Genomic DNA, 23882 nt, shown 5'->3' on the forward strand with positions numbered 1-23882 from the left:
TTTTTCGCCATTTGCGTCGTGCTTTGCACGACGCAAATGGCTGTATCGAACTCACGTTAAAAAAAGGATTGAGGTTAATTCCTCAATCCTTTTTTTAGTCTTCTTCTGATGTCAAATCTCCCATAAAACCCTCAGATCTCATTTCATCAGGCGTAACTCGCTGTTCTTGGTTAGGTAGATCTTCACTTTCATCTAACTCTTCAGACGGTAAATTACCAGAGCGTAAATTTTCTTGATACAACTCTGAAGGCGATCGCTTTTTGCGGCGGGGACGACCAAGGGATTGCAACCCAGCTTTAAAGCCAGCAAATGCACTTCTGGTAGCGATGGTCGCATTAGAAGCACCTTGACGTACTCCTTTAATTCCATCATTTACTTGCTTGACTGCCTCACCAGCACTTTTTGCCCCTTGATTGAGTTCATCACTTAGCTCGCTTAATTCTAGTCCTGTCATCCTAATTGCTTCAAGTGTTGCAGGCAACTCCCGCGTTAAGGTATCCGCCAAACGAATAATGCTATTGGCTGCTTTTGCCAATTCCTGAAAAGCAGGAATAGCTGTCAGCAAAAGAATCGTCAGACAAACGACTACTAATAAAAATGACAAACCCAGCAGAAAGATCGCTTCTGACATAATTTCCTATATGTACTTACTCTTTCACAGACTTTTTTAGAGACTTATTCTTCATCGACAATAGAGCTTTCATCTTCAATGAGTGAATTACTTGCTGAAGAACCACCCATTGTGAGTGCTAATTCCTCTTGGAGCCTACGACTAGCCTCTTGTCCTGTAGCGATCGCTTCCTGTAAGCGGACTAGTGCTTCGTCGATAGTACGTTGCGCTTGCTCAGTAAAGCGATCCGCTTGATACTGTACATTAGAACCTAATTCTTCGGCTAGTTGGGGTAGATCTTGAGCCGATCGCTTCAAAACTTGACGAGTTTCTTTGCCCGATCGCGGCGCGAACAGAATACCTACTGCTGCACCAATCGCTGTACCTACCATTAATCCACCAAAAAACTTACCTGCGCCGTTTGACATTATGCTTGCTCCCTGACGACTTGCTGCCTGACGACTTTTTATTTGAATTGACAGTTGTTTTATTTAGAGTGTTTGCCACACCTTTCGATGCGCTTTTCCGCGACTGTTGCCAGCGACTCCCTAAAAAGGATACACCACGTACAAGTACAGACAGCAATTTACGAGTTTTCTCTAATTGGCTTTGCAATATCTGATATTGCTTTCGCGCTGAACCCACACCGCCACGAGTAACTTTAATACCAGGGGTAGATCCCTGTAAGCCATTTTCACAAGCTTCTGTCCATCCATCTACGGTTTTTACTGTCGCTTCGAGCGCGTTGCGGAGTAGCCAGACTTGCCATGAAGCCCACAGCAGCCCTGCACTAAGTATTAACTGTATGGCGATCGCAATCCAAATCATTGTTTTTTAGCAAGGAATCATAGAATTTTTAAGATTTGTAATGTCGAGAGAAAAGTAACACATGCTTCATTTTTCTCTAGTTCACACTTAAACATTGATAAAAGTTTTCACTGTTATGACAATCCTAATTCATTCCTGATCTTAAATATAGCTGTAGTCATTTGTATTAGGACAAGCCAAAACCCAAGAAGCAAGTGGCTGCACGAATTCCCGCCACTTGCTTCTTGGGTTTTGTGTCTTGACAAGAGTTTCTATAGCTATAGTTTGGAAGAGATCCTGATGATTGCCCCATCACAATTTATGCAAAAAACATCGTGACAGAATATGTCAGCAAAAGCCATGAATCCAAAAAAGGAACTCAAAATTTATTAAACTCGTCTCACAATATATAAATAAGTTATATTGGCAATTGATTGAGATGCACACAACAAAGTTGTCTAATAGTTCAGTGACACTTCTACACCCACACCCCTATCTGATCGTTCATGCAGATGAGGGGCAGCAAATGATTCCACTTACAAACGCAGATTTCTGGACAATTGGGAGGGGTTACGACAACTCAATTGTACTTACAGATAAATGGGTTTCACGCTACCACGCCACATTGCAAATCGTGGGCGCGTCCAAAAATGATGGCTTTGAATCCTCTATGAAAGGAGATCCCAAGGCTCGTAATACTAACAACGAGTCTGGCAGCTTCTACCTAGTCGATTTTGGCAGCCGCAATGGTTCCTTCATGCGTGGACAAAGGATCACCTTTCCCATTTTGTTAAAAAGTGGCGATCGCATGACCATCGGCAAAACAGATATAGACTTTTTCTCGCCCCACAAACGCGAACCACATCGCCCTACTACTGAGCATATGCGCCTATTTCAGCAGCCCACGGCTCCTGTTTCTCGCACTACGCTTACCCCTTCTGAAGAGCGAGTTTTTTGGCAAGTTGTCCAAGGCTTTACTAATAAAGAAATTGGCAAACGTCTACAAATCAGTCCAAGGACGGTGCAGACTCACCTCAGCAGCATTATGACTAAGCTGAATCTGGAGAATCGTTCACAGATTGTGCGCTATGCCTTTGAGCAAAGTTATCGTCCTAGTGGTGATACCGCTGACAACACGGATGGCAGTAGTAATTAAACCTGAGACAAACCTAAGAAAAAGGCAATGTGAAACATTGTCTTTTTCTCAAAATAAGCCTTATACCAATTCACAAAAGTGTGACCGCACTTTTGTGAATTACACATCAATCTGAATCGCGGTTTTAAAAATAAAAAATGGTTAGGAATGAAAATTAATTAACTTGTGCAATTAAAACCAAAATTTGTTGTGGCGGGCTTCGCCCGCCACAACAAATTTTGGTTTTAATTAATTTTTATTCCTTACGCCGTTTTATGTTTTGGCACTAAATATTAAGAAAGCCCTTTCAGGTTACTTTCTTGAGCTTTTTTTGTGCCTAAAATATATATATCAGCGTTATTTTATCCAAACCCATTAAAACATGCTCGATCTCAAAGTAATTCTGCCGATCTTGACCATCTTGTTTACAGTTAGTTGTTTGTTCTTCGGCACTCGTAATGGCTTTTACGACACCGATAAATATCATGGCAATGGATCTGCTCATTAAAAAATAAAGCGGCGCATCGCGCCGCTTTATTTTTTGTTTGTGTATAAAAATATGCGATCAATATGTTAGGCTAGACTGTCTAAAAGCTAACACCTTCAAGAAATGTGGCGATCGCCATACAATGTACTCAGAGACTACTGAGAAACGGAAACCGCCTATGCAGTCGGGCTATCTAAAAACTAAGTTAAGTATTTACTTTTTTAGATAAGTGGCGAAATTCCAGCAATGGGAACAACTAGGAATGCCCAATCGTGAGGTTGGGAAGCTCGCACGGTAAAGCCTAAATTCAACAATTTGGCATTTAGTGTCGGGTTTATGTCACGTACACCTCAAAACACGTTTAAAGTTTTTATCATGGCACTTTTGCAAGAACGCAAACTAGAAATCTTCTCCGAATATCAAAAGCACCCTACAGACACTGGCTCCTCAGATGTTCAAGTTGCATTATTGACCGAGCGCGTCACCCAGTTGACTACCCACCTCAAGCTACACCCTAAAGATTTTTCATCTCGCCGTAGTTTGCTCAAGATCATTGGTCAACGTAAGCGTTTACTCGCCTATGTTCGTAGTCAAGATCGCGCTCATTACAAACAGCTAATCCAAAGCCTAGGTGTAAGAGGCTAGACTTTAAAGTTTAGGAGCGACTTGCTTCGCACTGTCAAAAGGTGAAAAGAAGAAGCTAGAGTTAAGGAGCAACAGTGAGTAAACCGACCACAGAACGTATTCCTTTTGAGCCAAATAATCGCAATAAGAAAGTAAAAGAGGCTAAAAAGCCTCAACCTACTCCTCCTATAGTTGCGAAAAAAAGTAGTGTCACACCCTCATCAAATGTCAAACGTGGTAATTCTCTAGGCATACCTGATGAGGTGAATCGTCGCATAATTCGACGCGCCGCTCTGTTCTGTGGTATTCCCACAGGCTTGGGGCTAACAACATTTATTGTTAGTTACTTTCTTGTGAGCAGACACATAGTAGATTTACCAACTTCAGCAGTTGTTTTACTCAGTATGTTGTTTCTAGGAATTGGAGTTGTGGGACTCAGCTACGGAGCTATCTCTGCGTCTTGGGATGAAGGACGGATTGGTAGTTGGTGGGGCAGCGCAGAATTCAAGAAAAATTTTGGCTACTTATCTGAAGCTTGGAAAGCCCAGAAACAAATAGTCAAAACCAATAAAAAATAAAAACAAAGTAAAACCAAAATAAAAAAGAGACTCGCTGTGCGAGTCTCTTTTTTATTTAAGTACTCGCTGCAAAATTGTCTCGTGGGTTAAACCTTCGGCAAGAAATGAATCAACGATTTGGAGCCTTTCGGGTAAGCCAATGATATAGGTATTACCAGTAGCACCTAACGACTCGCAGGTTGTTTGGACTGCTAATAATTCACGACCTGTTAGGCGTGTAAAGAATGAAGTGAGAATCCCCGCCTCTAAATAGCCTGTTGGTAATGTGTTGCCAGTGATGGCTCGCACATATGGAGAGTTGTAGGTATTAATTAGAATAAAACCTTGGGCTTGATATTGAGGGTCGAATTCAAATTTGCCCCAGCCATGGGTTTGCCAACATTCCTTTAAACTTTGAATAAAGGTAATCATATCCATTTCGGCAAGTGACAGTGAATAATATTCTTCAAGCGACTCGGTAAAGCGGGTATAGAAGTTTTTTCCCCACCACTTGCCACAGTTAAATAGAACCAATCTTGATGCTTGACCAGTTTCTTTGGCTAGCCCCGCATAAAGCGACGAGATTAATGTTTCAGGAACTGCTATCAAGCGATCGCCACGTCGATTTTCTAGCAGCCCAATTTCTAGATCCCCTTTGACGTAGGAGTTATAGTCAAAAAAGTTAGAAGGGATGCGATTTTCCTTGATGAGATCGGCGACAGAAATCATAGTGGTTTGTCTCTAGTAGATGAGTGTAACTTGTGCAGCAGTAATCAAAGGCTGGATCAGAGCAAGTTGCGGGGGGCTAAACTGTTGGCGCAATCCTTGGTTTAGTAATTTATAGAGAGTTTCATTGAGGCGGCGCATATCACGCATAGACATGATCCCTTCCAACCAATTAAGCAATCTTTGCTTTAAAAAATTTTCATCGTTAAGTAGCATTGCCATGGAGCTATAGCGCAACACAAGAATTAAATTTTTAATTCCAGTTTCCAAATCTGCATCGGTTACATTTGGTAACTCGGCGGGGACTTGGTCAGCGACAGCTTGCAAAAGGTCAATTTCACGATCGCGAATTAGTTTATACAGCTTTAGGCGATCAGGCAATGAACTAATGTAACTTTCCATTAGCCCTAACTCATCGGTCGCAAGATAGCGATCTTGGGCTTGGTTAATTAGTTCTTGAATCTTCGGCATCATCATAGTTCTTATATCGCTTTAGAAGAATTTAGAAATATCATCAAGAAAGTCTTCAAGGGTTTCATTGCTTTCATCAATAGGGGTACTGATGGGTTTGACTTCTACTGATGTAGAAGCAATCTCAGGAATCCCTGTCCAAGAAATTGCCCGAAAATACTCTCTAACGGACATTAAAAAGCTCAGTGCTGGAGCGCTTTTACCGTTATTGCTGGATACAGGGGCGATCGCACGATTGTCCCAATTTACACTTTGCCAAAAACTACGTAATGGCTGTAACTGCCAATCTGAGCTACTCATTTCAGGAACTCTCCATTTCGCAAACGTCCTTCGATGTCACGAGTCGTCGCCCCTTCATTCAGCCAGAAAGAAGCTGCATCAATGCGATTTTTGCCGCCGAGCAGGAATTTACAGTAATTTTCGCCCATCGAATAGCATTGAATCTCAATGCACTCTAGCTCTTTATTAACTAAGTGCGTAAAGAAACCTGAAAACAAACCTGCATATAGGTGACAAACAGGTTTGCCAACATCGCCAAGGCTACGAGCCACCGCCGAGTCAAACACACTAATGAACATAAAGCCTTGTTTGCGATCGCTCATATCTACTTGCCAGCGCCCCCAACCCTGTGATGTAAAGGGCCACCACCAAGTTTCTAGCAAGAAAGGCAAATTAGTTTGACGAATACTCCGACCAAAATCACGTTCAAACCATTTTGTAAAAAACAATGCATCTTGCAACCCCCATTCGCAACCGATCGAATACATGACAGCAGCCGAAGCTTCTCCCACTTCATCTTCCAATCCTTCCTGTAGCCCAATGATAAAATCTTCGCTGGTAAGAATATTTCGAGAGCCATTCCAGTCTTCGATGATGCCCTTCTCAAGGTCAGGTTGAAAAAAATCTTGCAGACTATAGTGATTATTTTTTCTTTTCGCTCTGGTTGCGCTATTTGGACGGTCTACAGCAACAGTCATAAGTAAATACTCCTATCCAAAAAAATTATTGAATTCAAAGCTAGTCTTGAGAATATGCAACTGATAAACATATAGATTAGAAACTGGCTTTCGGCTTTAATCCAGCTATTTATCTATAGGCTATTAATCTAATTTTCTACTCAAAGACATCGGCTCTTTTCGTGTTTGCCAATTGTTCACCCACACTGAAATTGGTATTTTCTAGTTGACGAACAACTGATCGCGTAATTAATTGTCCAACTTCAACTAATGTCTGACCAGTAATCGGGCTAAGCAATGGTTTTTCGCAACGTCGTCCAATTAAAGCTTCGATATCTTGAATTGATTGAACATACATACCGACTGGTAGTTCAACGACAATGCCCTCGCCCATAACTTTGGCTTGACAAGCAAGTCTAGAGTTAGGTTTGCAAGTAGTAATAACCTCTAAGGTGCGCTGCTCTCGTTTACCCATAGGGCTAAGCGAAGACATGCCATCTTGGATGTAAACATGGCAGGTCGCACACATGCCACGACCACCACATTCTTTTAAAATACTTAGCTCGTCTCCCATTAAGCCAGACAATAATGCACCATTCGTTGCAATATCTGCTACTTGGGCAATAGGCTCAATCCTTACACGCTTAGCCATTATTAGCTTGCCTCTACAATTGTTCCCCTTAATATTAAAGATCAGTTTAACTCATTTAAGGTGTATGCGTAGAGTAGTTCCCGCCAAATTGCCTACTCTAATGCGATGCTTTGCTTCGCATTAGAGTAGGATTTGTCGCTGCCGATCGCTCAGACAGTCTTGTTCTAGCATTTGATCGAAATTACGAATTACTTGTTTACAACGCTTTATATAAGCAGATACCCATGCTTGAATTTGTTGAATTTGCTCTGGGGTACAGGCGATCGCTGCTTGTTTTGGATAGGATATTTGCCCACTGCGATCAACTTCAAATTCGGCTAACCAAGATGAAGCAGGACGAGTAGATTTCCAATAATTTGTAACTACGACTTTACCTAAATATTGGGTTGTAAAGTGACTTAGTTTATTTAAAGCAGATAAAAGTTCATCTAACTTATACTCTTGCGGGTCAGTTTTCGCTGATACTGACTTAGTAGGACTATCAGTAACTTTTGTCGGGTTATTGTTAACTCCAGCCCTATTCGTAGGTGTTGAGACAGAAGATGTGGCAGCAGATGTAGGAGGTGTTTGGGGCTTATTTGGGTTTGATTGAGACTGCCCAGTAGTACTTGCAGTTGAGCTAGCTCTTAAGTTTGTATTGCTAGCGGTCGTACTTGCCCTTGTATTAGAGATAGCTTTGTGCTGTTTGTCGGTTTGGGTTCTTGCGTTGACTGTGCTAGGAATATCCTCTGACTTTGGATGGACAGTAGGGTTAGTAAAGCTCTGTATTGTTGATGACTCTTGCCCTGTTGCTTGAATATTTGCATTGGCTTCACTAGCCTTCCAATTTGAGCTTGGCAAAGAATGCTGAGTTACCGAACCTAATAAGAGCTTAAAGTATGCGACTGTGTTGTATGTATCTGTTTCGATCAAATATTTGATTTTAGTAATGCCCCGTCTATAGTCAACCACTTTAAGGTCACTATCTGTAAGTACTAGTAGTACTAGCCCATGCGTTAACTTGTAAATAAAAACAACATGACCAGAAAAGTGAAACTCAAAGGACTCAAATCCTTCTGGTACATTCTCAACAACTTGCAGTACTCCTTGACCTAATGCTTGCTTAGTCCTTATTTCTACGGCATTCAAGCCGTAGAAATAAGGACGCATACGGCGGTTTGTGAGGGCAATCCCCACAACTCCTGCTGAATGCAAAAAATCTTGAATAACCTCCCGACTCATCTTTTCTCACGCTGCTTCTATGATCGACATACCGTTCACCCTAGACCAATTACGCATTCTCAAGGCGATCGCCGCTGAGGGTAGCTTCAAACGCGCCGCCGATAGTCTTTATGTGTCCCAACCCGCCGTTAGTTTGCAAGTGCAGCACCTAGAGCGACAGCTAGATGTGCCTTTATTTGATCGCGGAGGCAGAAGAGCACAGTTGACAGAGGCAGGGCAGTTATTACTTTCCTATGGCGATCGCATTTTAAGCCTTTGCCAAGAAACTTGTCGCGCCATTGATGATTTACAAAATTTAAATGGTGGGACTCTAATTATAGGTGCTAGTCAAACTACTGGAACTTACCTAATGCCGCAAATGATCGGCTTATTTCGCAAGAAATATCCAGAAGTCTCGGTTCAACTCCATGTTCATTCTACAAGGCGAACGGCTTGGAGTGTTGCCAATGGACAGGTGGATTTGGCGATTATTGGCGGTGAAATTCCTGCGGATTTACTAGACTCTTTAGAGATTACACCCTATGCCGAAGATGAACTAGCGCTAATTCTACCAACTTCTCATCCCCTTGCTCAGGTGGGAGCCTTGCCAATCGAGGAATTGTATAAGTTACAATTCATTACCCTTGATTCTCAATCAACGATCCGCAAAGCGATTGATCGGGTACTACTTGATAGTAGTGTTGATCCACGTCAGTTAACGATCGCCATGGAGTTAAATTCGATTGAGGCGATTAAAAATGCGGTACAGGCTGGTTTAGGGGCTGCGTTTTTGTCGGTAACGGCGATCGAAAAAGAGTTGCAAATGGGTGCTTTGCAGCAAGTCCGTATTGATGGAGTAGTAATCAAGCGCATGTTATTACAAATTCGTAATCCTAATCGTTATCGGTCAAAGGCGACGGAAGCGTTTTGTAATGAAGTCTTGCCAATATTTCGGGAAAAGACTCATTAGCATGGCTTCTTCGCGACCGTTTTACTTTTGAGGCTTTATGGCGATCGCGATACAATCAAAAAACTAGCCAAATTTTTACTTTTACCTTTTTACTTTTTACTTTTTATTTGTCACCATGAGCTACTTCCGCCCCGCTATTGACGCAATGACTGGCTATGTTCCTGGGGAACAACCTAAGTCGGGTCTCAAAGTTATTAAACTCAATACTAACGAGAATCCCTACCCTCCATCGCCTAAGGCGATCGCGGCTTTGCAAAATATTGATGGTGATTCTTTGCGGCGCTATCCTGACCCTTTCGCCCATGAGTTTTGTCAGGCGGTAAGTGATGCTCTGGGTGTGCCTACGGATTGGGTAATTGTGGGCAATGGCAGTGATGATGTTTTAAATATTTTGATCAGGGCTTGCGCGGAAAGTGGCGATCGCAAGGTGGTTTATCCAATGCCGACCTATGTGCTTTATCGCACCCTAGCAGCAATGCAGCCATCAGAGACGGTAGAAATCCCCTATGGTGACAATTTTCAGTTGCCCATTGATGAACTTGTTGCCGCCAATGGTGCTGTAACTTTTATTGCTTCACCCAATAGTCCGTCAGGACATATCGTACCTCTCGATGATTTACGTCAATTGGCAAAAAGAGTTTCAGGTATTGTGGCGATCGATGAGGCATATGTCGATTTTGCAGAATACTCGGCTTTGCCTTTGGTTCAAGAATTTGAAAATGTAATCGTATTACGCACTTTATCCAAAGGTTATTCTTTAGCAGGGTTGCGTCTAGGCTTTGGTATTGCCAATCCCAAGCTACTATCAGGGCTATTTAAGGTTAAGGATAGCTATAACATTGATGCCGTAGCGATCGCTGTAGGGACTGCGGCGATGCGCGATCAAGAATCCAAAAATACGAATGCTGAAAAAGTCAAAATCTCACGGACTAAACTTACTTTAGCTCTCAAAAACCTTGACTATACAGTGCTAGAGTCACACGGTAATTTTGTGCTTGCAACTACCCCAAAGGGTAATGCTGAAGAGATTTATTTAAAACTCAAAGAATCTGGCATTTTAGTCCGCTATTTCAATCAAACAGGGCTAGCTGATAAGCTACGCATTACAGTTGGCACTGACGAACAAAATCAAGCTCTAATTGATCTGTTATCCATTCTTTAGACTTTTCTAATTGGCTTATGAGCTTATTTTTATGACACAGCTTAATATTAAAAATTTAGGTCAAATCAAAAGTGCAAATATAGATTTTGGAGATCTAACTCTTTTTGTCGGGTCTCAAGCTACTGGCAAGAGTATATTATTGCAACTCATAAAGTTGTTAGTTGATGGCGAGAATATTGGAGAAACTCTTATGAAACATGGATATCATTGGGAAGAAGATGTATCCAATTTCAATGAGCTTTACTTCGGTCAAGGAATGCGTAATCTGTGGAGCGCTAATACAGAGGTAATTATTGATGATGAAGAAATATATCTAGATACTATATTGCCTTATGTAGAACTATCAGATGAGTTAGCAGAACATGAGTATTTAGGTGATCCTGAAAAAATATTTTTTATACCTGCTCAACGAGTTCTAACTATTGAGAAAGGATGGCCACGAGCATTTACTAGTTTTGAAATTGGAGATCCCTACGTTGTTTGTAAATTTAGTGAACATCTTCGTTTACTAATGCAACAAGGGTTTATGAATAAAGATAAAGACAATGCTATTTTTCCTCAAATAGGAAGACTCAGGAAAGAGATAAGTGATGCTCTTGATGCCAGTATTTTTCACGGTGCTAAAGTTGAATTAAATACAGTTGAAATGCGGAAACGTATTCAAATTAATGTTAATGGTAATTTGTTGCCATTTATGGCTTGGTCGGCTGGTCAAAGGGAGTTTATGCCTTTACTTTTAGGACTTTATTGGCTAATGCCTGTAGCAGAAGATTCTAAGAAATCAGATATCGACTGGGTAGTTATTGAAGAACCAGAAATGGGTTTACATCCCCGTGCAATTTTATCAGTTATTTTAGTTTGTTTAGAACTCTTACACCGAGGCTACCGTTTACTTATTTCTACACATTCACCCGTTCTTTTAGAAGCAGTTTGGGCAATTCGTAACTTACAAAATAACAATTCTGATGTTAAATATCTCTATCAGCTTTTTGATTTGAAACCATCACCATCTATTACTGAACTTTTTGAAAATATCCTCAAAAACAAGAAATTTTCCACCTATTATTTCGACCAAAAAGAAGATGGTGTTGAGGTGCGTGATATTTCATCATTAGATCCATTTGATGAAGACTTGTCAACGGCTGATTGGGGTGGTTTAACTGGTTTTAGTAGTAGAGCATCTGAAGTTGTTTCTCAAGCAATTCAAGACACACTTTAAATTTTAAAAATGAGTTTTAAAGAAGCAGTTTTTGCAACACCTTTACTAAAAAGTGCTTATAGAAATGGGTTGCAAGCATTAGGAAATTATAGTAACAAAGTCAGACCATCTGACACAAAAAAATGTGAAGGCAGTGTCGATATTGATAATGCTGTTAAGGCAATTTATCCTAATGACTCCCGTTGGGATTATGCAATTGGCTATGACGGAATAACATATTTTATTGAGGTGCATAGCGCTGATACATCTGAGGTTGCATCAGTTTTAAAAAAATTTAGATGGTTAAAAGACTTTTTAGTGACAGATGCTCCTGAATTAAATCAACAGCAAAAGAAGCGTTTTTACTGGATTAGTTCAGGTGGTAATAATATTTTAAGAGGAAGTCCACAAGCACGAAAATTAGCCCTGTCAGGAATTACGCTTGATAGGCAAATTAGTTTATAAAAAATGGAGAATAGGAGGCTCGAACCCCTGACCTCTGCGGTGCGATCGCAGCACTCTACCAACTGAGCTAATTCCCCAACAGGGTATATATACTAGCATATTTGACAAAAAAGGCGGCGCAACGCGCCGCCTTTTTTATTTGTTAGATATTGGCGATCGCGCTTCATCGTTCATCAAAAAGCGAGTGATCTTCTGCTCATATCCTGAGCCATCGGGAAACTCAACCATTAGTACAGGATTTTTAATATTTTCAGATGGGATCTGGATCATGTATACATAATCACCATTATGAAATTCAAAATAATTTCCTTGGTTCGGATTGTAAGTTCTTGCAGTAACTCTTACTCCCTTAGTACCATTTTTATTCACACTGCGATAATACCGAGGTTGAGAAATATCTCGAATATCCGCACAAACATATAGCCCAAAGTCTTTAGTTTCTGCATAGGCAAGAATTCCCCCAGTACCTTCACAGGTTTTGTCATTGATTAGCTCATCGGTTAAGCCAGTAGTTAAATTCTCGGCGATCGCCTTGTTACCATCGATCCCAGCATATACGGACAGAGACAAGCTCACCAGCAGAGTCGTCAAGGATTTTTGGAAAATAGATTTAATTAAACGCATCTCATAACCTCATACTTTTGCAATTTGCAAGTGCAGAGATGCTCGTTGCCCAGATATTACTGTAACGATACTGAAAACCTTTGTAATCAGCTACTTTGCCTAATCCCAAAACACAAAATGGCATAGCCATTTTGTGTTTTATAACTTTAGTCAGTCTAAAAACCAACAGAGGGTTGCGGCGCAAAGCGCCGCAACCCTCTGTTGGTGGCTATAGCTAGTCTTGCTTCTCAACTCCCGATCAGAATGAAGGCGCATTGCGCCTTCATTCTGATCGGGAGAAATTGCTATAGTTAATCCCAAAGACTTGACATGCATTCACTATGACCACGAGCCTCACTAACAACGAATCAACATTTCAAAAGATCGTGCGTCTTTTGCGTTGGCACAAACCCGCAGGAAGATTAATTTTGATGTTGCCTGCACTGTGGGCAACAGTAGCAGCAGCCAAAACTCAACACCAATTACCACCCCTTGATTTATTGGGTGTAGTGATTCTTGGCAGTTTAGCGACCAGTGCCGCAGGCTGTGTGATTAATGATCTCTGGGATCGCGATATTGATCCACAAGTCGATCGCACTAAAACCCGTCCTCTAGCCGAACGCTCTCTGTCAATCCAAGTAGGAATTGCAGTTTTACTAGTTGCGGGACTATGTGCGTTTTTATTGTCAACCTACCTCAATCCCCTAAGCTTTGGGCTGTGCTTTGCCGCCGTACCTGTAATTGCTATTTATCCTGCTTGCAAGCGCTTTTTCCCAGTACCACAACTGGTTTTATCGATCGCTTGGGGTTTTGCGGTACTAATTCCTTGGAGTGCAGTTACTGGTGGGCTTGATCGTTATGCTTGGGAGCTATGGACAGCCGTGATCGCTTGGACAATGGGCTTTGACACAATCTATGCCATGAGCGATCGCACCGACGATCTTAAGGTTGGGGTTAAGTCTAGCGCCCTCTTTTTTGGAAGATATGTAACATTTGCGATCTCCATATTTTTAGCGATCGCCCTTGGATGCTTGATTTGGTTAGGTTGGGAGATTCAACTTGGTTACGCACACTACTTTGCTTGCTTGACGGCAGGAGTAATATGGATATGGCAATGTAACAGGCTGAGCCAAACTGAAATTCCTAGCGAGTTATATCAAAAAGCCTTTGGTCAAAATGTCTGGATCGGCTTTATTATCCTTGCGGGAATGCTACCTTCAGCTTTAAGCATCGGTTAAGAGAGCTTAACTACCCAGTCTCATACTCCTGACGCATGATGTCTAGCTAGCCTCAGTCTGTTAGTATCTAAGTTATAGATAGTAGAAAAAATACATGAGCAATATTAAAGAGAAAATCCTAGAAGAAGTACAGCAAGCCAGAGAGACCTGCGAAGTTAGCGGTACTGGTTCCAAAGAATGTGCAGCTGCATGGGATGCAGTTGAAGAACTCCAAGCTGAGTCGTCACATCAAAAGCAATCAAAGGGTAAAAATTCCCTCGAAGTTTATTGTGACGATAATCCTGATGCTGCTGAGTGTCGCCTTTACGAAGATTAATTGCTAAAAATTTGAGAAAAAACTAAAACCTTTGCCCCACACGTAGCGTGGGGCAAAGGTTTTAGTTTTTTATACAGCAAAGGGGGCGTAAAGCGCCCCCTTTGCTATGTTTGATATGAAACACTAAAATTTGTCTCTAAGCACGCAAATTTACAAGATTGTCAGTTACATTTAGAGTAAGGGACGCACGATTAAATAAAGAACCGATTTTTAGTAGCACGGTGAAGCCGCATCACTAAAAATCTAGTTATTTATTTAATCGCAAAGTCTTAACTTAGTTTAAGCACCTGTAAAGTAGCAAAACACTCTGGAAATATGGCAATTTTCAATGAGAGAATTGTATTGATGTGGAACATCTATAGTTGCTAGAGAAATTTGTAGCCAATCGGGAATAGGGTATGACACAACTAAGCGTTATGGACTTGGCAAAGCAAGGCGATCCCCATGCGATCGCGGCTTTGATCAATCGATCGCTAGCATCTAAAGGCATTCATGCTGAAGCTGAGCTAGAGGCAGAATGTCTAAAAATTTCCTTGCAAGCAACCCAAGTACCGAATCAAAAAGCGGTTGTGACAATTATTCATCGAGGTATGATCGTTTTACAGGTCAAGCAAATCAAGCGTGTCAAAATTTTGACCTACCGCTCTGATAATCACTACTTAGCTTGGCAACATGAAATCGATCTAGAGCATGATCTAGGCGACGAACCGAAACAATCATTACCAAAGCCACCGATTGCTAAGGATATTAACGTCGAGCAGGGTCAAAATATGGATCTTGTCAGTAATCCCAAAGGAGTCATCCTCGTGCAGAAGTTGTCTCAAATTCAGCAAAACCTCCAAGAATATCAAGATATTATTGTGCGCTTTACCGATGAGCAGGTGGGTACTGTGCGTTGCTTGACTACACTTACAGAATTAATTCAGGTAATTAGCCAGCCAAGTTTCTTATTTGCGTCGGTGGCTTCTAATCCTAATTTACGGAGTTTGCTTGATACGATCGCCGAATCTAGTAAGACTGATCAGCATGGCGATCAAGTAATTACCAATCTATCGATATTGCAACCCGGCCAACAATGGCAAAAAGCCAAAATCCGTCTAGTTACTAAGATATTTTTAGAGCCTGCTGACCTTGTTCAAGATCAAGATGAGCCAGAAGTCCCACACCAAGGCATCACCTTGGATTTGGCAGAAAGCAAGCCTGAGCCTATTACTGATAATGATCCAGAGTTAGATTTAGCTAGTCCTAGTCCAGAAATTTCTCCAGATCATTCTTCTAATCCAATAGATAATCTCGACTCAGATTCCAACTTGACACCAGTTACGACTGATTCTTTGTTTGATGATTTTCCAGAAACATCATCACCAAGGTTTGAAGAGAATCAGTCAATTTCAGAATCTGGCATAAATAATAATGGAGATTCAATTACAGCAAGTTCTTTATTTGATGATTTTCCAGAGCCATTACGCTCAAGTTCTCAACCAGTGCAAATCATTAATGATATAACTGAGAACTCTGATTTTTCGGATTCTCTATTCGATGACTTTATGAATGTGGATTCAGTAAATAGTTATGTTGAGAGTAAAAATCTATCTATTGATCAAGTCAACCAAGAAACAAATTCAGCAAATACAGATGATGATTTGTTTGATAATTTCTCCTCAAGCGATCGCACTGCTGTGGCATCTGTAGAATCAGACATAACTGAGTTGGAAAGTGATATTGATACAATTAAATCAAGAATTCCCAAACAAAATTTAGACGAATTGTTGCAGCTAATGGATGAGGAAGAACAAACTGGACAATCTCAAACTATTAACAACGCACTTGAGAAAGACAAAATAAAATTAGCCTCAGATCTAGGAGCGACGACCATAGAGAGAATATTAGGCAATATGGAAACTATTTCCCTCAATGGTTCAGATTCTTCATCTTCATCTAATTTTGTCACGTTAGAAGATTTTTCAGAAGACTTAAATTCTATCGGTTTCTAAGAAACAAACTAAGTAACTGATGTTACATGAAACGCTGAGATTATGGCTTGGAGACCAAGCCTCTACCTTTACAAATATGTAGGGATTTGGTCTCCAAATCCTCTTCCGTAAAAGCACAAAATGGCATCGCCATTTTGTGCTTTTTTATTGTTTTTCTGTTAACTGCTCACAAATCTCGACTAAACGGAAGTTAGCAGGAAATTTCCCATCTGCCTTAATTTGTTTAACATATTCCGAAGGAATGCGCCAAAGCAGTTTGAGATCTAGAGCCTTGATGATATCTCCGTGATCGATTACCCCAGCAACTGAACCCACAGGCGATCGCACAATTACATAACGCAATTGTTTTTGTTCGAGTAAATTCACAACCGTGGAAATTGGTGTTTTAAGCTCAACTGTATCAATGTCATTTAAGGTTGTGACGAGAGATTGCAAGGACTTTGCCTGCCACTCACTACTATCAATATTGCGAATCGCACTGGCCGAAATGATGCCGCGATCGCGACCATTGGAAGAAGCGATATAAATTGGATTTGCATCTTTATCTTCCATTAACAAGAATTTATCCGCAAATTCACGCAATGAGATTTCCGCATCAACTAAGCGAAAATCTCTGGTCATCGCTGCTTCAGCATTAATATCGAGTAGAGCCTGTTGTAAATTGTTGAGATAGAGATAGCCACCTGCACTCCCAAATAGGAACCATCCGATAATTACCAAAAACAGTCCGCCAATAGGACTGCTAAACATTACCAATCCCCCCAAAATCATCGTCAAGATCCCACAAAACTGCCCTGATCGCGCCGCCCATCGGATACCTGTATAGCGATCGCCTGTGAGCTTCCAAACCACGGCTTTGAGAATATGACCACCTTCAAAAGGTAATGCAGGAATAAGGCTAAACACCCCAAAGATAAGATTGATGCGGGCAATATTCAGGGCAATCATTGTCCAAATAGTGCGAATACTGCCAATACTATCGGGTAAGGTTTCAATAGTTTTAGGATTGCTAGAAAAAATCACATCCCCTGCTATTAGCCAAGCTGCCGTAAATCCAATCACACTCAAAACTAAGCTCACCAAAGGTCCTGAGATGGCAATACTAAATACTGAGAAAGGATCTTTGGCTTCTTGTTCAACAGTATTAGCTCCCCCCATGAATTGAATATTGATCGCGTTGATTTCTACGCCACGAGCCTTAGATATGACTGCATGGGCAATTTTATTGAAGGCGATCGATAAAAAGAAAAGTATGGCGGTGATAGCGCCATAGCCTAGAGAAAAAGATGGCGATAACTTCGTATAGGCAGCACTCAGCCAAACAGCTAGAAAGCCGAGGACGAGAAACCATGATGAATCAATGTAGATGGGAATGCTAGAAATGCTGCCGATGCGGATACCGCCTCTCATGATATGCCTGTCCTAAATTTTTGTACTGATTGGCGCTGAAAGCTTTTGATTACATTTTATCGCAATCCTCAAAATGTTTAAGAATAAAGGCGTGCGAAGCACGCCTTTATTCTGGCGTACTTGACACACCAAATACTAGAACCCCCTCTAACTCCCCCTTGGAAGGGGGAGAACTTAGACTTCTCCCCTTCCAAGGCTACCGTGTACACACAAGTCATAAAACCTAATCAAGTCAATAATTAATCGCCCCCTAGCCCGCAATTCTGGGGGAACAAGAAATTAAAACTGATGTTACGTAGAACTTAGATGGTAGACCTCTTGCTGCTAGCGAAGCAGGGCAAGCACGGGGGCATTGCCCCTACCTCAAAATTTAGAGGTTACTGTAGGGGCTGTGCCCCCGTGCCAGCCCTAGACCTTTGCTATGACAGGAATTCCTTCCACGTAACATCAGTTAAAAGTCTTTCAAAGTCCCCCAGAATTGGGGGATTTAGGGGGCTTAGATCAGTCGAAACGTAGGCAGTTGACTTGTGTGTACACGGTAGCTTCCAAGGGGGGACTGAGGGGGGGCGAAAATTTGAGCGGTGTGTCAAGTATATTAACGCCTTTATTCTTGGATATGAAGATAAGAGATCGCCTCTTCTTTAGTATGAATTTCACGATCAATCATGGCAAATTTTAGGCGTTGCAATATTTCGCCCATTTGCTTACCTGTTGCATATCCAAGTTGCTGGAGATCCGCACCTGTTAAGGGAGACTTGACTAGTTGCCATTGGCTAAGATAGTGCCAAATAATTTGCCGTTGAGCAGGTTCACTTTTTACACCCGCCAAGATTAACGACTGAGTATCAAATTTTTGCAGACTTTGGGTGATATCTGACTTTTTTAAACCAACTTTTGTTAAATCTGGCAAGTATGTTGTTAAATCTGCTAATTTCTGCTGTCTTGTTTTTTGTTCAGGGGTTAGCCCAAGATCCAGTTGAGTCGCGATCTGATGGGGCAAATAGGATAACAATAACTCCAAGCCTAGTTGCATCGGTGCATAACTTTTGAGTTCTAATCGATTGAGCAACTTGAGCCAATATTGCGATCGCCGCCATTGATGCTTAAACGAATTAGCTAAATCTGCGGGTAGTTTTAACTCTGGATGAATACATCGCAATGCACCCAATTTTTGCAACAGTTCAAACATTTCCCCTGCCCTAGGCTCACCAAGAGTATAAAGCAACTCCGATCGCAGTCTAGCGCCACCGATCGCATCATGAAGACCACTAGAAGTAGTCTTGATAATTTCTCTATAGGTTTCTGGGGCGATCGCCAAATCTAGGCGCACAGCAAAACGCACAGCCCGAAATAATCGACGCGGATCTTCGGCAAAGCTACCTACACGAATGGCGCGTACCTGTTTATTGACTAAATCTGCTAGCCCATTAAAGCGATCGATTACTTCGCCTTTAATTCCCAATTGCGAATCTAGCTCTATAGCTAGGGCATTCACCGTAAAATCACGTCGCCACAGATCCTCTTCGAGAGTCGTCGCGATCACCTGTGGATTTGCGCCAGCATAGGCATAAATCTCTCGCCGTGCTGTCGCCATGTCCATTTCAAAGTCTTGAGCATCATCTTGCCAAATCAATGCTGCTGTCTGAAATTTTTCATGGATTTGTAATTTTGATGCAGGAAAAAGCTCATGCAAAGCGATCGCCACCTTTATCCCCGCTTGCTCAGCTCCATCGAAAACTAAGTCTAGATCTTTAGGGAAAGGTAGTGTTTTTTGATTTTGCCTAACAATGGCATCGCGCACAATTCCACCAACTGCAAAAGCTCGTAAATTCAAATCATGGGCGATCTTTGCTGTCGTTAAGATAACTTGCCATTGTAGAAGACTAAAAAAACATTCAAAATTGGGCAAATACATAGCTTTTATGTGAGAAAACAAGCTTTGCTTGTTTTCTCAATAGTTAACGTTGTTCGGGATGACAAATTAGCGGATTACCGCTATCACAAGTGTCATTGATTGCGGCGATTAACTCATATAAACGTCCAAACCCATGCTGATTAAAGTGCATCGCTAAACGCGGCAAATCAATAATGTGTGGCTCATTCGCCTCCTTAGGAAGAGCTGCACTACGTTCGATCCTGCCACGAATTAAAATATCGCTGAAATTATCATTTAGGCGCTCTAAATGTTCATCAGTAATTTCAACATGCAACCGAATTACGAATAAATCCCCAACCCATCGACAAGAGTGATAAACACTATAAAACGAAGCAATAAATTGGCAAGCTTCATCAATATCATCAGTGATTTTATATAAACTTCGGTCTTCTTTCGTTATCAAACCTCTTTCGAGCAAATTATTCTGGACAAATACATCCCAGTCATTCCAATAGTCACCACCCTTTTTATCCATTAATACAATCGGGCGCGGCGTTGTTCTTCCTGTTTGGCAAAGTGTCAAACATTCAAAAAACTCATCTTGTGTGCCGAAGCCCCCAGGAAAAAGCGCGATCGCATCGCTTTCTTTTATAAAATACAATTTGCGCGTAAAGAAATAACGAAATCTGACTAGTCGTGAGGCTTCAGCTAGAAATCCATTACTTGATTGCTCAAAGGGCAGAGTAATATTTAAACCAAAGGAATTATTACCTGCGCCTTCATTGCCTGCCGCCATGATGCCGCCCCCAGCACCAGTAATCACCATAAACCCTTGCTTGGTGATTTTCTCGGAGAACTCAAAAGCCTGACGATATTCAGGGGCATTCACATCAGTACGTGCTGAGCCAAAGATACTCACTTTTCGGTTAAAGCGATGGGGATAAAACATAGCGATCGCTTTTTGCATATCCTGCAAAGAACCCGCCAGAATTTTCCAGTCTAACCGCTCTGCCTCGGCTTGACTCAATTGGGTAATTGCTTTTAAGGCGCTGTAAATTAGCTCTCCATGCTCAGTTGATTCAAGGCTATCAACGAGCTTATGTAAATCATGAGAAAGAGCTTCGATGTCTGAACTTGAAGGAATTTTAGCCATATAGATTAATATTAAGCCGCGCTTGGCATGTAATTACCCCCTCTCTATTTTTGATGGTGTGGCTTTGCCTTGCGATCAAAAATCGATTCTTTATTTTACGGCTAAGCCCTAATGTTTATTGTTCGCCTTTTGATAGGATAATAAGTAAGTAATAAAAATTAACAAAAAATTAACACTCAGCTATGGCAAACATTACGTTTGTGAATGAAGGAAAAGAGGCGATCGCGATGGACGGCGCAAACCTTCGCATAAAAGCTCTCGAAAACAACATCGACATCTATAAATTTGTTGCGAAGCTCACTAACTGTAATGGTTATGGACAATGTGCCACCTGTGTCGTTGAGATTGTCGATGGGCTTGAAAACCTATCACCAAAAACTGACTTTGAAGAAAAAAAGCTTAAAAACAAACCCAATAATTATCGTCTCGCTTGTCAAACTTTGGTCAATCAAGGAAATGTAAGTGTAAAGACCAAACCATAGTTTTTTTGCTATTAGCTTTTGGCTTTTAGCTTTTAGGCTGTATAACTAAAACTTAGGAAGAAATTCAATAGCCAAAAGCTAATCGCTAACCGCTATTAGCTAAAGATGTGCGGTAAAACGTACTCCTACTTGTGTGTCCGAACCAACGATTAAGTGCTACGTTAAACTAGAATAATTGTCTATGAATCCTTTAGGCGACAGAGAAACCCCCTATGGCGCGTGATTATTACGAAATCCTTGGAGTCGATCGCAATACTGACAAAGAGGAAATCAAACGAGCATATCGACGTTTAGCTCGAAAATATCACCCCGATGTCAATAAAGAAGCGGGGGCAGATGAACGATTTAAAGAAATTAACCGTGCTTATGAGGTTCTCTCAGAGCCAGAAACCCGTGCAAGATACGATCGCTTTGGCGAAGCTGGCGTATCAAGTGGTGGTGGCTCACCTGATATGGGTGATATGGGCGGATTTGCCGATATCTTTGAGAGCTTCTTTAGTGGCTTTTCAAATACGGGGCAACAACAAGCACGCCGCCGTAGTGGACCCACTCGCGGCGAAGATCTACGATTTGATCTGAAATTAGAATTTCGCGAAGCTGTTTTTGGTGGAGAGAAGCAAATTAAAATCTCTCACCTAGAAACCTGTGCAACATGTAACGGTACGGGTGCAAAGCCGGGGACACGTCCTCGCACTTGCGGAACCTGTAGCGGTACTGGGCAAGTGCGTCGAGCCACACGTACCCCCTTTGGCAGTTTTACACAAGTTTCTACCTGTCCAACCTGTAACGGCACTGGTCAAACCATTGAGGACAAGTGTGAAAGCTGTAATGGGCTAGGACTAAATCAAGTTACCAAAAAGCTAAAAATTACGATTCCCGCTGGTGTCGATAGTGGAACCAGACTAAGGGTATCCAGTGAAGGTGATGCGGGACAGCGTGGTGGTCCTTCGGGTGATCTTTATGTTTACTTGTTTGTGCAAGCAGACAATGAGTTTGAGCGTGAAGGTATCAATGTTTTATCAGAGATCAAGATTAGCTATCTACAAGCAATTTTGGGCGACAAAATTGCCATTAATACTGTAGATGGCAAGAAGCCTCTCACAATTCCCGTAGGCACACAACCTGATACAGTCTTGACACTGGAGGGATTGGGTGTGCCTAAGTTGGGCAATCCCGTCGCTCGTGGTGATCATTTAATTAGAATCAAAATCGATATTCCCACTAAAATCGGTAGTGAAGAACGCGAAGTCCTTGAAAAACTTAAGGAAAAACAATTTGGTAATGCTGCTAAAGGTGGTATTGGTGACATTTTAGGCGGTATATTCGGCAACCAAAAATAAATAATAAACTTGAAAAAGCCTTGCTTTGCAAGGCTTTTTCAAGTTTATCTATATAATATTCTTTTAAAGCTTACGACAAAGATATATGTGCATTCAGGCTATTAAGTCCATCGATTTACGCGGCGTTCCCTGTCCGCTTAGCTTTGTGCGGGCAAAATTGCACCTCGAAAAGCTGGAGACTGGGCAATTGCTGGAAGTATGGCTGGATGGGGGTGAACCAATTGAGCAAGTTCCTAATAGCCTGATCTCTGACGGTCATCAGGTCAAAGGGATTGAAGAACGCGATCGCTTTTTTGCTTTGACAGTCCAAAAAGCATGATGCAAATGATCCTATGTTGGCTATAACAGGTACAGTCTTGGCTGTACAAGCCAACTATTATCGCGTCATGCTGGATCAAGCTTTCAGTCTAGAGTTGCTTGATGAATCGGGACAGAAATTTAGCCAGCTTGTGTGTGAGTTACTCTGCACTCGGCGGGCGCGACTCAAAAAAATTGGACAGCAGATCTGTGTAGGCGATCGCGTTACGGTTGAAGAACCAGATTGGCAAGGAGGGCGGGGAGCGATATCAGAGGTGTCGCCGCGCCGTAATTTGCTGGATCGTCCAACTGTGGCGAATGTTGATCGGATCTTATTAGTTTTTGCGTTAGCAGAACCCACTCTCGACCCACATCAACTAAGTCGCTTTTTAGTCAAAGCTGAAAGCACTCAAGTTGACGTTTTGTTATGCCTAAATAAACGAGATTTGGTAAATGATCAAGTATGGGCGACATGGTGCGATCGCTTAGAGTCGTGGGGTTATTCACCGATCGCGATTAGCACCTATACCAAGGAAGGTATTAACGAACTAGCGCAACATTTACAAACTGGTGTAACCGTTGTAGCGGGACAGTCAGGGGTTGGCAAATCTAGCCTAATTAACCTATTAATCCCGAATTTACAAGTCCGTGTTGGTGAAGTTTCGCAACGCTTAGGGCATGGAAAACATACGACCCGCCATGTCGAGCTATTTGCATTGCCTGCGGGAGGATATCTTGCGGATACCCCAGGATTTATGCAACCTAATTTGACAGTTACACCTCAAGAATTAACAGATTGTTTTCCTGAAGCCAGACAGAGATTAGCCTCAGGCAACCTTTGTCATTTTAATAACTGTTGGCATCGTCGCGATGAACCTGATTGTGTGGTGCGCGGCGATTGGGAACGCTATGAGCATTACTTGGCATATTTAGAAGAGGCGATCGTCTATCAGCAAAAACTAAAAAATACAGCTAGCGCCGATGCCTCAGTCAAAGTTAAAGACACTAGTGATGGTAAGCAACAACAGGAGCCAAGGTTACTGAAAAAGCGCTATCGCCGAGAGTCTCGGCGCAGTGAGCATCAAAATTTGGACACCGATGATGATTAAATATAGACGAGCTTAGCTCGTCTATATTTAATCATCACGCGATT

The 23882-nt window shown here is 41.7% G+C and carries 28 protein-coding genes and 1 tRNA gene; 15 read left to right on the forward strand and 14 right to left on the reverse strand.

Annotated elements, in window-relative coordinates; translation table 11 throughout:
• Nucleotides 1-94: 94 nt before the first annotated feature.
• Genes VB775_RS04030 through VB775_RS04040 form a run of 3 tightly spaced genes read right to left on the reverse strand, consistent with a single transcriptional unit; the run spans nt 95 to nt 1438 of the window.
• Nucleotides 95-631: a DUF948 domain-containing protein gene (locus tag VB775_RS04030; protein ID WP_281007844.1), complete on the reverse strand. Its 537-nt coding sequence runs from the start codon at nt 629-631 to the stop codon at nt 95-97.
• 44 nt (nt 632-675) lie between these two features.
• Nucleotides 676-1038: a YtxH domain-containing protein gene (locus VB775_RS04035; RefSeq protein ID WP_281007845.1), complete on the reverse strand. Its 363-nt coding sequence runs from the start codon at nt 1036-1038 to the stop codon at nt 676-678.
• Entirely contained in the window at nt 1019-1438 is a 420-nt protein-coding gene (locus VB775_RS04040) for a hypothetical protein (RefSeq protein WP_281007846.1), read from the reverse strand. The genes VB775_RS04035 and VB775_RS04040 overlap by 20 nt, the downstream gene beginning before the upstream one ends.
• Before the next feature lie 418 nt (nt 1439-1856).
• Between VB775_RS04040 and VB775_RS04045 the strand changes: the two genes are divergently transcribed.
• The 4 genes from VB775_RS04045 (at nt 1857) to VB775_RS04060 (ending at nt 4241) form a co-directional block, all read left to right on the forward strand.
• Nucleotides 1857-2573, forward strand: a complete 717-nt coding sequence (locus VB775_RS04045) for a LuxR C-terminal-related transcriptional regulator (RefSeq protein WP_281007847.1) — start codon at nt 1857-1859, stop codon at nt 2571-2573.
• A gap of 361 nt (nt 2574-2934) precedes the next feature.
• Complete coding sequence (locus VB775_RS04050) at nt 2935-3060, forward strand: hypothetical protein (protein WP_094532164.1); 126 nt, start codon at nt 2935-2937, stop codon at nt 3058-3060.
• A 354-nt stretch (nt 3061-3414) separates the two neighbouring features.
• Nucleotides 3415-3684 (forward strand): 30S ribosomal protein S15, encoded by a 270-nt coding sequence (gene rpsO / locus VB775_RS04055; protein WP_094532188.1) that lies wholly within the window; start codon nt 3415-3417, stop codon nt 3682-3684.
• A gap of 74 nt (nt 3685-3758) precedes the next feature.
• On the forward strand, nt 3759-4241 hold the full coding sequence (locus VB775_RS04060; protein ID WP_281007848.1) for a PAM68 family protein: 483 nt from the start codon (nt 3759-3761) through the stop codon (nt 4239-4241).
• A gap of 51 nt (nt 4242-4292) precedes the next feature.
• Here the strand turns inward: VB775_RS04060 and VB775_RS04065 are convergent, their stop codons facing one another.
• From VB775_RS04065 to VB775_RS04090, 6 genes are all read right to left on the reverse strand, one after another.
• The gene (locus VB775_RS04065) at nt 4293-4949 is read right to left on the reverse strand and encodes a V4R domain-containing protein (protein ID WP_281007849.1); all 657 of its coding nucleotides are present in this window, start codon (nt 4947-4949) and stop codon (nt 4293-4295) included.
• A 12-nt stretch (nt 4950-4961) separates the two neighbouring features.
• Entirely contained in the window at nt 4962-5423 is a 462-nt protein-coding gene (locus VB775_RS04070; protein WP_281007850.1) for a hypothetical protein, read from the reverse strand.
• A 15-nt stretch (nt 5424-5438) separates the two neighbouring features.
• Entirely contained in the window at nt 5439-5717 is a 279-nt protein-coding gene (locus tag VB775_RS04075) for a hypothetical protein (RefSeq protein WP_281007851.1), read from the reverse strand.
• Nucleotides 5714-6394, reverse strand: coding sequence for a V4R domain-containing protein (locus VB775_RS04080; protein WP_190576023.1), 681 nt, complete (start codon nt 6392-6394; stop codon nt 5714-5716). Before VB775_RS04080 ends, VB775_RS04075 begins: the two co-directional genes overlap by 4 nt.
• Before the next feature lie 136 nt (nt 6395-6530).
• Nucleotides 6531-7025, reverse strand: a complete 495-nt coding sequence (locus VB775_RS04085) for a 2Fe-2S iron-sulfur cluster-binding protein (protein WP_094532174.1) — start codon at nt 7023-7025, stop codon at nt 6531-6533.
• A 120-nt stretch (nt 7026-7145) separates the two neighbouring features.
• Nucleotides 7146-8246 carry a hypothetical protein gene (locus VB775_RS04090; RefSeq protein ID WP_281007852.1) on the reverse strand — a complete coding sequence of 367 codons (1101 nt, stop codon included), beginning with the start codon at nt 8244-8246 and terminating at the stop codon, nt 7146-7148.
• 19 nt (nt 8247-8265) lie between these two features.
• On the opposite strand from VB775_RS04090, the gene VB775_RS04095 reads away from it, so the two are divergent.
• The 4 genes from VB775_RS04095 to VB775_RS04110 all read left to right on the forward strand — a co-directional run bounded on the left by VB775_RS04095 (nt 8266) and on the right by VB775_RS04110 (nt 12020).
• The gene (locus VB775_RS04095; protein WP_281007853.1) at nt 8266-9195 is read left to right on the forward strand and encodes a LysR family transcriptional regulator; all 930 of its coding nucleotides are present in this window, start codon (nt 8266-8268) and stop codon (nt 9193-9195) included.
• Between the two features lie 115 nt (nt 9196-9310).
• Nucleotides 9311-10357, forward strand: a complete 1047-nt coding sequence (gene hisC, locus VB775_RS04100; RefSeq protein WP_281007854.1) for a histidinol-phosphate transaminase — start codon at nt 9311-9313, stop codon at nt 10355-10357.
• Nucleotides 10358-10388: 31 nt separating this feature from the next.
• Complete coding sequence (locus tag VB775_RS04105; RefSeq protein WP_281007855.1) at nt 10389-11576, forward strand: AAA family ATPase; 1188 nt, start codon at nt 10389-10391, stop codon at nt 11574-11576.
• 9 nt (nt 11577-11585) lie between these two features.
• On the forward strand, nt 11586-12020 hold the full coding sequence (locus VB775_RS04110; protein ID WP_281007856.1) for a hypothetical protein: 435 nt from the start codon (nt 11586-11588) through the stop codon (nt 12018-12020).
• A 4-nt stretch (nt 12021-12024) separates the two neighbouring features.
• On the opposite strand, the gene VB775_RS04115 is transcribed toward VB775_RS04110, so the two are convergent.
• Nucleotides 12025-12097, reverse strand: a tRNA-Ala gene (locus VB775_RS04115).
• Between the two features lie 58 nt (nt 12098-12155).
• Entirely contained in the window at nt 12156-12644 is a 489-nt protein-coding gene (locus VB775_RS04120; RefSeq protein ID WP_281007857.1) for a hypothetical protein, read from the reverse strand.
• A gap of 320 nt (nt 12645-12964) precedes the next feature.
• On the opposite strand from VB775_RS04120, the gene VB775_RS04125 reads away from it, so the two are divergent.
• The 3 genes from VB775_RS04125 (at nt 12965) to VB775_RS04135 (ending at nt 16171) form a co-directional block, all read left to right on the forward strand.
• A complete protein-coding gene (locus VB775_RS04125) occupies nt 12965-13861 on the forward strand; it encodes a 4-hydroxybenzoate solanesyltransferase (protein WP_281007858.1) in 897 nt (298 codons plus the stop codon).
• Between the two features lie 94 nt (nt 13862-13955).
• Nucleotides 13956-14177, forward strand: coding sequence for a Calvin cycle protein CP12 (locus VB775_RS04130; RefSeq protein WP_094532186.1), 222 nt, complete (start codon nt 13956-13958; stop codon nt 14175-14177).
• A 398-nt stretch (nt 14178-14575) separates the two neighbouring features.
• Complete coding sequence (locus VB775_RS04135) at nt 14576-16171, forward strand: hypothetical protein (protein WP_281007859.1); 1596 nt, start codon at nt 14576-14578, stop codon at nt 16169-16171.
• A 144-nt stretch (nt 16172-16315) separates the two neighbouring features.
• Here the strand turns inward: VB775_RS04135 and VB775_RS04140 are convergent, their stop codons facing one another.
• From VB775_RS04140 to VB775_RS04150, 3 genes are all read right to left on the reverse strand, one after another.
• On the reverse strand, nt 16316-17581 hold the full coding sequence (locus VB775_RS04140) for a site-2 protease family protein (protein ID WP_281007860.1): 1266 nt from the start codon (nt 17579-17581) through the stop codon (nt 16316-16318).
• A gap of 604 nt (nt 17582-18185) precedes the next feature.
• Nucleotides 18186-19496, reverse strand: a complete 1311-nt coding sequence (locus VB775_RS04145) for a CCA tRNA nucleotidyltransferase (protein ID WP_281007861.1) — start codon at nt 19494-19496, stop codon at nt 18186-18188.
• A gap of 43 nt (nt 19497-19539) precedes the next feature.
• Nucleotides 19540-20610: an LOG family protein gene (locus tag VB775_RS04150; RefSeq protein ID WP_281007862.1), complete on the reverse strand. Its 1071-nt coding sequence runs from the start codon at nt 20608-20610 to the stop codon at nt 19540-19542.
• Between the two features lie 182 nt (nt 20611-20792).
• On the opposite strand from VB775_RS04150, the gene VB775_RS04155 reads away from it, so the two are divergent.
• The 4 genes from VB775_RS04155 to rsgA all read left to right on the forward strand — a co-directional run bounded on the left by VB775_RS04155 (nt 20793) and on the right by rsgA (nt 23838).
• Nucleotides 20793-21092: a 2Fe-2S iron-sulfur cluster-binding protein gene (locus tag VB775_RS04155; protein WP_281007863.1), complete on the forward strand. Its 300-nt coding sequence runs from the start codon at nt 20793-20795 to the stop codon at nt 21090-21092.
• 212 nt (nt 21093-21304) lie between these two features.
• Nucleotides 21305-22432 (forward strand): molecular chaperone DnaJ, encoded by a 1128-nt coding sequence (dnaJ, locus tag VB775_RS04160; protein ID WP_281007864.1) that lies wholly within the window; start codon nt 21305-21307, stop codon nt 22430-22432.
• Between the two features lie 85 nt (nt 22433-22517).
• Nucleotides 22518-22751 carry a sulfurtransferase TusA family protein gene (locus VB775_RS04165; protein ID WP_281007865.1) on the forward strand — a complete coding sequence of 78 codons (234 nt, stop codon included), beginning with the start codon at nt 22518-22520 and terminating at the stop codon, nt 22749-22751.
• A 13-nt stretch (nt 22752-22764) separates the two neighbouring features.
• Entirely contained in the window at nt 22765-23838 is a 1074-nt protein-coding gene (gene rsgA, locus VB775_RS04170; RefSeq protein WP_281007866.1) for a small ribosomal subunit biogenesis GTPase RsgA, read from the forward strand.
• Nucleotides 23839-23882 lie beyond the last annotated feature (44 nt).

The organism is Pseudanabaena sp. CCNP1317, assembly GCF_034931345.1.
GTDB lineage: Bacteria > Cyanobacteriota > Cyanobacteriia > Pseudanabaenales > Pseudanabaenaceae > Pseudanabaena > Pseudanabaena galeata.

Bases quoted from the DNA above. Each gene is read 5' to 3' on its own strand.
- VB775_RS04030 (WP_281007844.1), bottom strand. From the start codon at position 631: ATGTCAGAAGCGATCTTTCTGCTGGGTTTGTCATTTTTATTAGTAGTC.
- VB775_RS04035 (WP_281007845.1), bottom strand. From the start codon at position 1,038: ATGTCAAACGGCGCAGGTAAGTTTTTTGGTGGATTAATGGTAGGTACA.
- VB775_RS04040 (WP_281007846.1), bottom strand. From the start codon at position 1,438: ATGATTTGGATTGCGATCGCCATACAGTTAATACTTAGTGCAGGGCTG.
- VB775_RS04045 (WP_281007847.1), top strand. From the start codon at position 1,857: ATGCACACAACAAAGTTGTCTAATAGTTCAGTGACACTTCTACACCCA.
- VB775_RS04050 (WP_094532164.1), top strand. From the start codon at position 2,935: ATGCTCGATCTCAAAGTAATTCTGCCGATCTTGACCATCTTGTTTACA.
- rpsO (WP_094532188.1), top strand. From the start codon at position 3,415: ATGGCACTTTTGCAAGAACGCAAACTAGAAATCTTCTCCGAATATCAA.
- VB775_RS04065 (WP_281007849.1), bottom strand. From the start codon at position 4,949: ATGATTTCTGTCGCCGATCTCATCAAGGAAAATCGCATCCCTTCTAAC.
- VB775_RS04070 (WP_281007850.1), bottom strand. From the start codon at position 5,423: ATGATGATGCCGAAGATTCAAGAACTAATTAACCAAGCCCAAGATCGC.
- VB775_RS04075 (WP_281007851.1), bottom strand. From the start codon at position 5,717: ATGAGTAGCTCAGATTGGCAGTTACAGCCATTACGTAGTTTTTGGCAA.
- VB775_RS04080 (WP_190576023.1), bottom strand. From the start codon at position 6,394: ATGACTGTTGCTGTAGACCGTCCAAATAGCGCAACCAGAGCGAAAAGA.
- VB775_RS04085 (WP_094532174.1), bottom strand. From the start codon at position 7,025: ATGGCTAAGCGTGTAAGGATTGAGCCTATTGCCCAAGTAGCAGATATT.
- VB775_RS04090 (WP_281007852.1), bottom strand. From the start codon at position 8,246: ATGAGTCGGGAGGTTATTCAAGATTTTTTGCATTCAGCAGGAGTTGTG.
- VB775_RS04095 (WP_281007853.1), top strand. From the start codon at position 8,266: ATGATCGACATACCGTTCACCCTAGACCAATTACGCATTCTCAAGGCG.
- hisC (WP_281007854.1), top strand. From the start codon at position 9,311: ATGAGCTACTTCCGCCCCGCTATTGACGCAATGACTGGCTATGTTCCT.
- VB775_RS04105 (WP_281007855.1), top strand. From the start codon at position 10,389: ATGACACAGCTTAATATTAAAAATTTAGGTCAAATCAAAAGTGCAAAT.
- VB775_RS04110 (WP_281007856.1), top strand. From the start codon at position 11,586: ATGAGTTTTAAAGAAGCAGTTTTTGCAACACCTTTACTAAAAAGTGCT.
- VB775_RS04120 (WP_281007857.1), bottom strand. From the start codon at position 12,644: ATGCGTTTAATTAAATCTATTTTCCAAAAATCCTTGACGACTCTGCTG.
- VB775_RS04125 (WP_281007858.1), top strand. From the start codon at position 12,965: ATGACCACGAGCCTCACTAACAACGAATCAACATTTCAAAAGATCGTG.
- VB775_RS04130 (WP_094532186.1), top strand. From the start codon at position 13,956: ATGAGCAATATTAAAGAGAAAATCCTAGAAGAAGTACAGCAAGCCAGA.
- VB775_RS04135 (WP_281007859.1), top strand. From the start codon at position 14,576: ATGACACAACTAAGCGTTATGGACTTGGCAAAGCAAGGCGATCCCCAT.
- VB775_RS04140 (WP_281007860.1), bottom strand. From the start codon at position 17,581: ATGAGAGGCGGTATCCGCATCGGCAGCATTTCTAGCATTCCCATCTAC.
- VB775_RS04145 (WP_281007861.1), bottom strand. From the start codon at position 19,496: ATGTATTTGCCCAATTTTGAATGTTTTTTTAGTCTTCTACAATGGCAA.
- VB775_RS04150 (WP_281007862.1), bottom strand. From the start codon at position 20,610: ATGGCTAAAATTCCTTCAAGTTCAGACATCGAAGCTCTTTCTCATGAT.
- VB775_RS04155 (WP_281007863.1), top strand. From the start codon at position 20,793: ATGGCAAACATTACGTTTGTGAATGAAGGAAAAGAGGCGATCGCGATG.
- dnaJ (WP_281007864.1), top strand. From the start codon at position 21,305: ATGGCGCGTGATTATTACGAAATCCTTGGAGTCGATCGCAATACTGAC.
- VB775_RS04165 (WP_281007865.1), top strand. From the start codon at position 22,518: ATGTGCATTCAGGCTATTAAGTCCATCGATTTACGCGGCGTTCCCTGT.
- rsgA (WP_281007866.1), top strand. From the start codon at position 22,765: ATGTTGGCTATAACAGGTACAGTCTTGGCTGTACAAGCCAACTATTAT.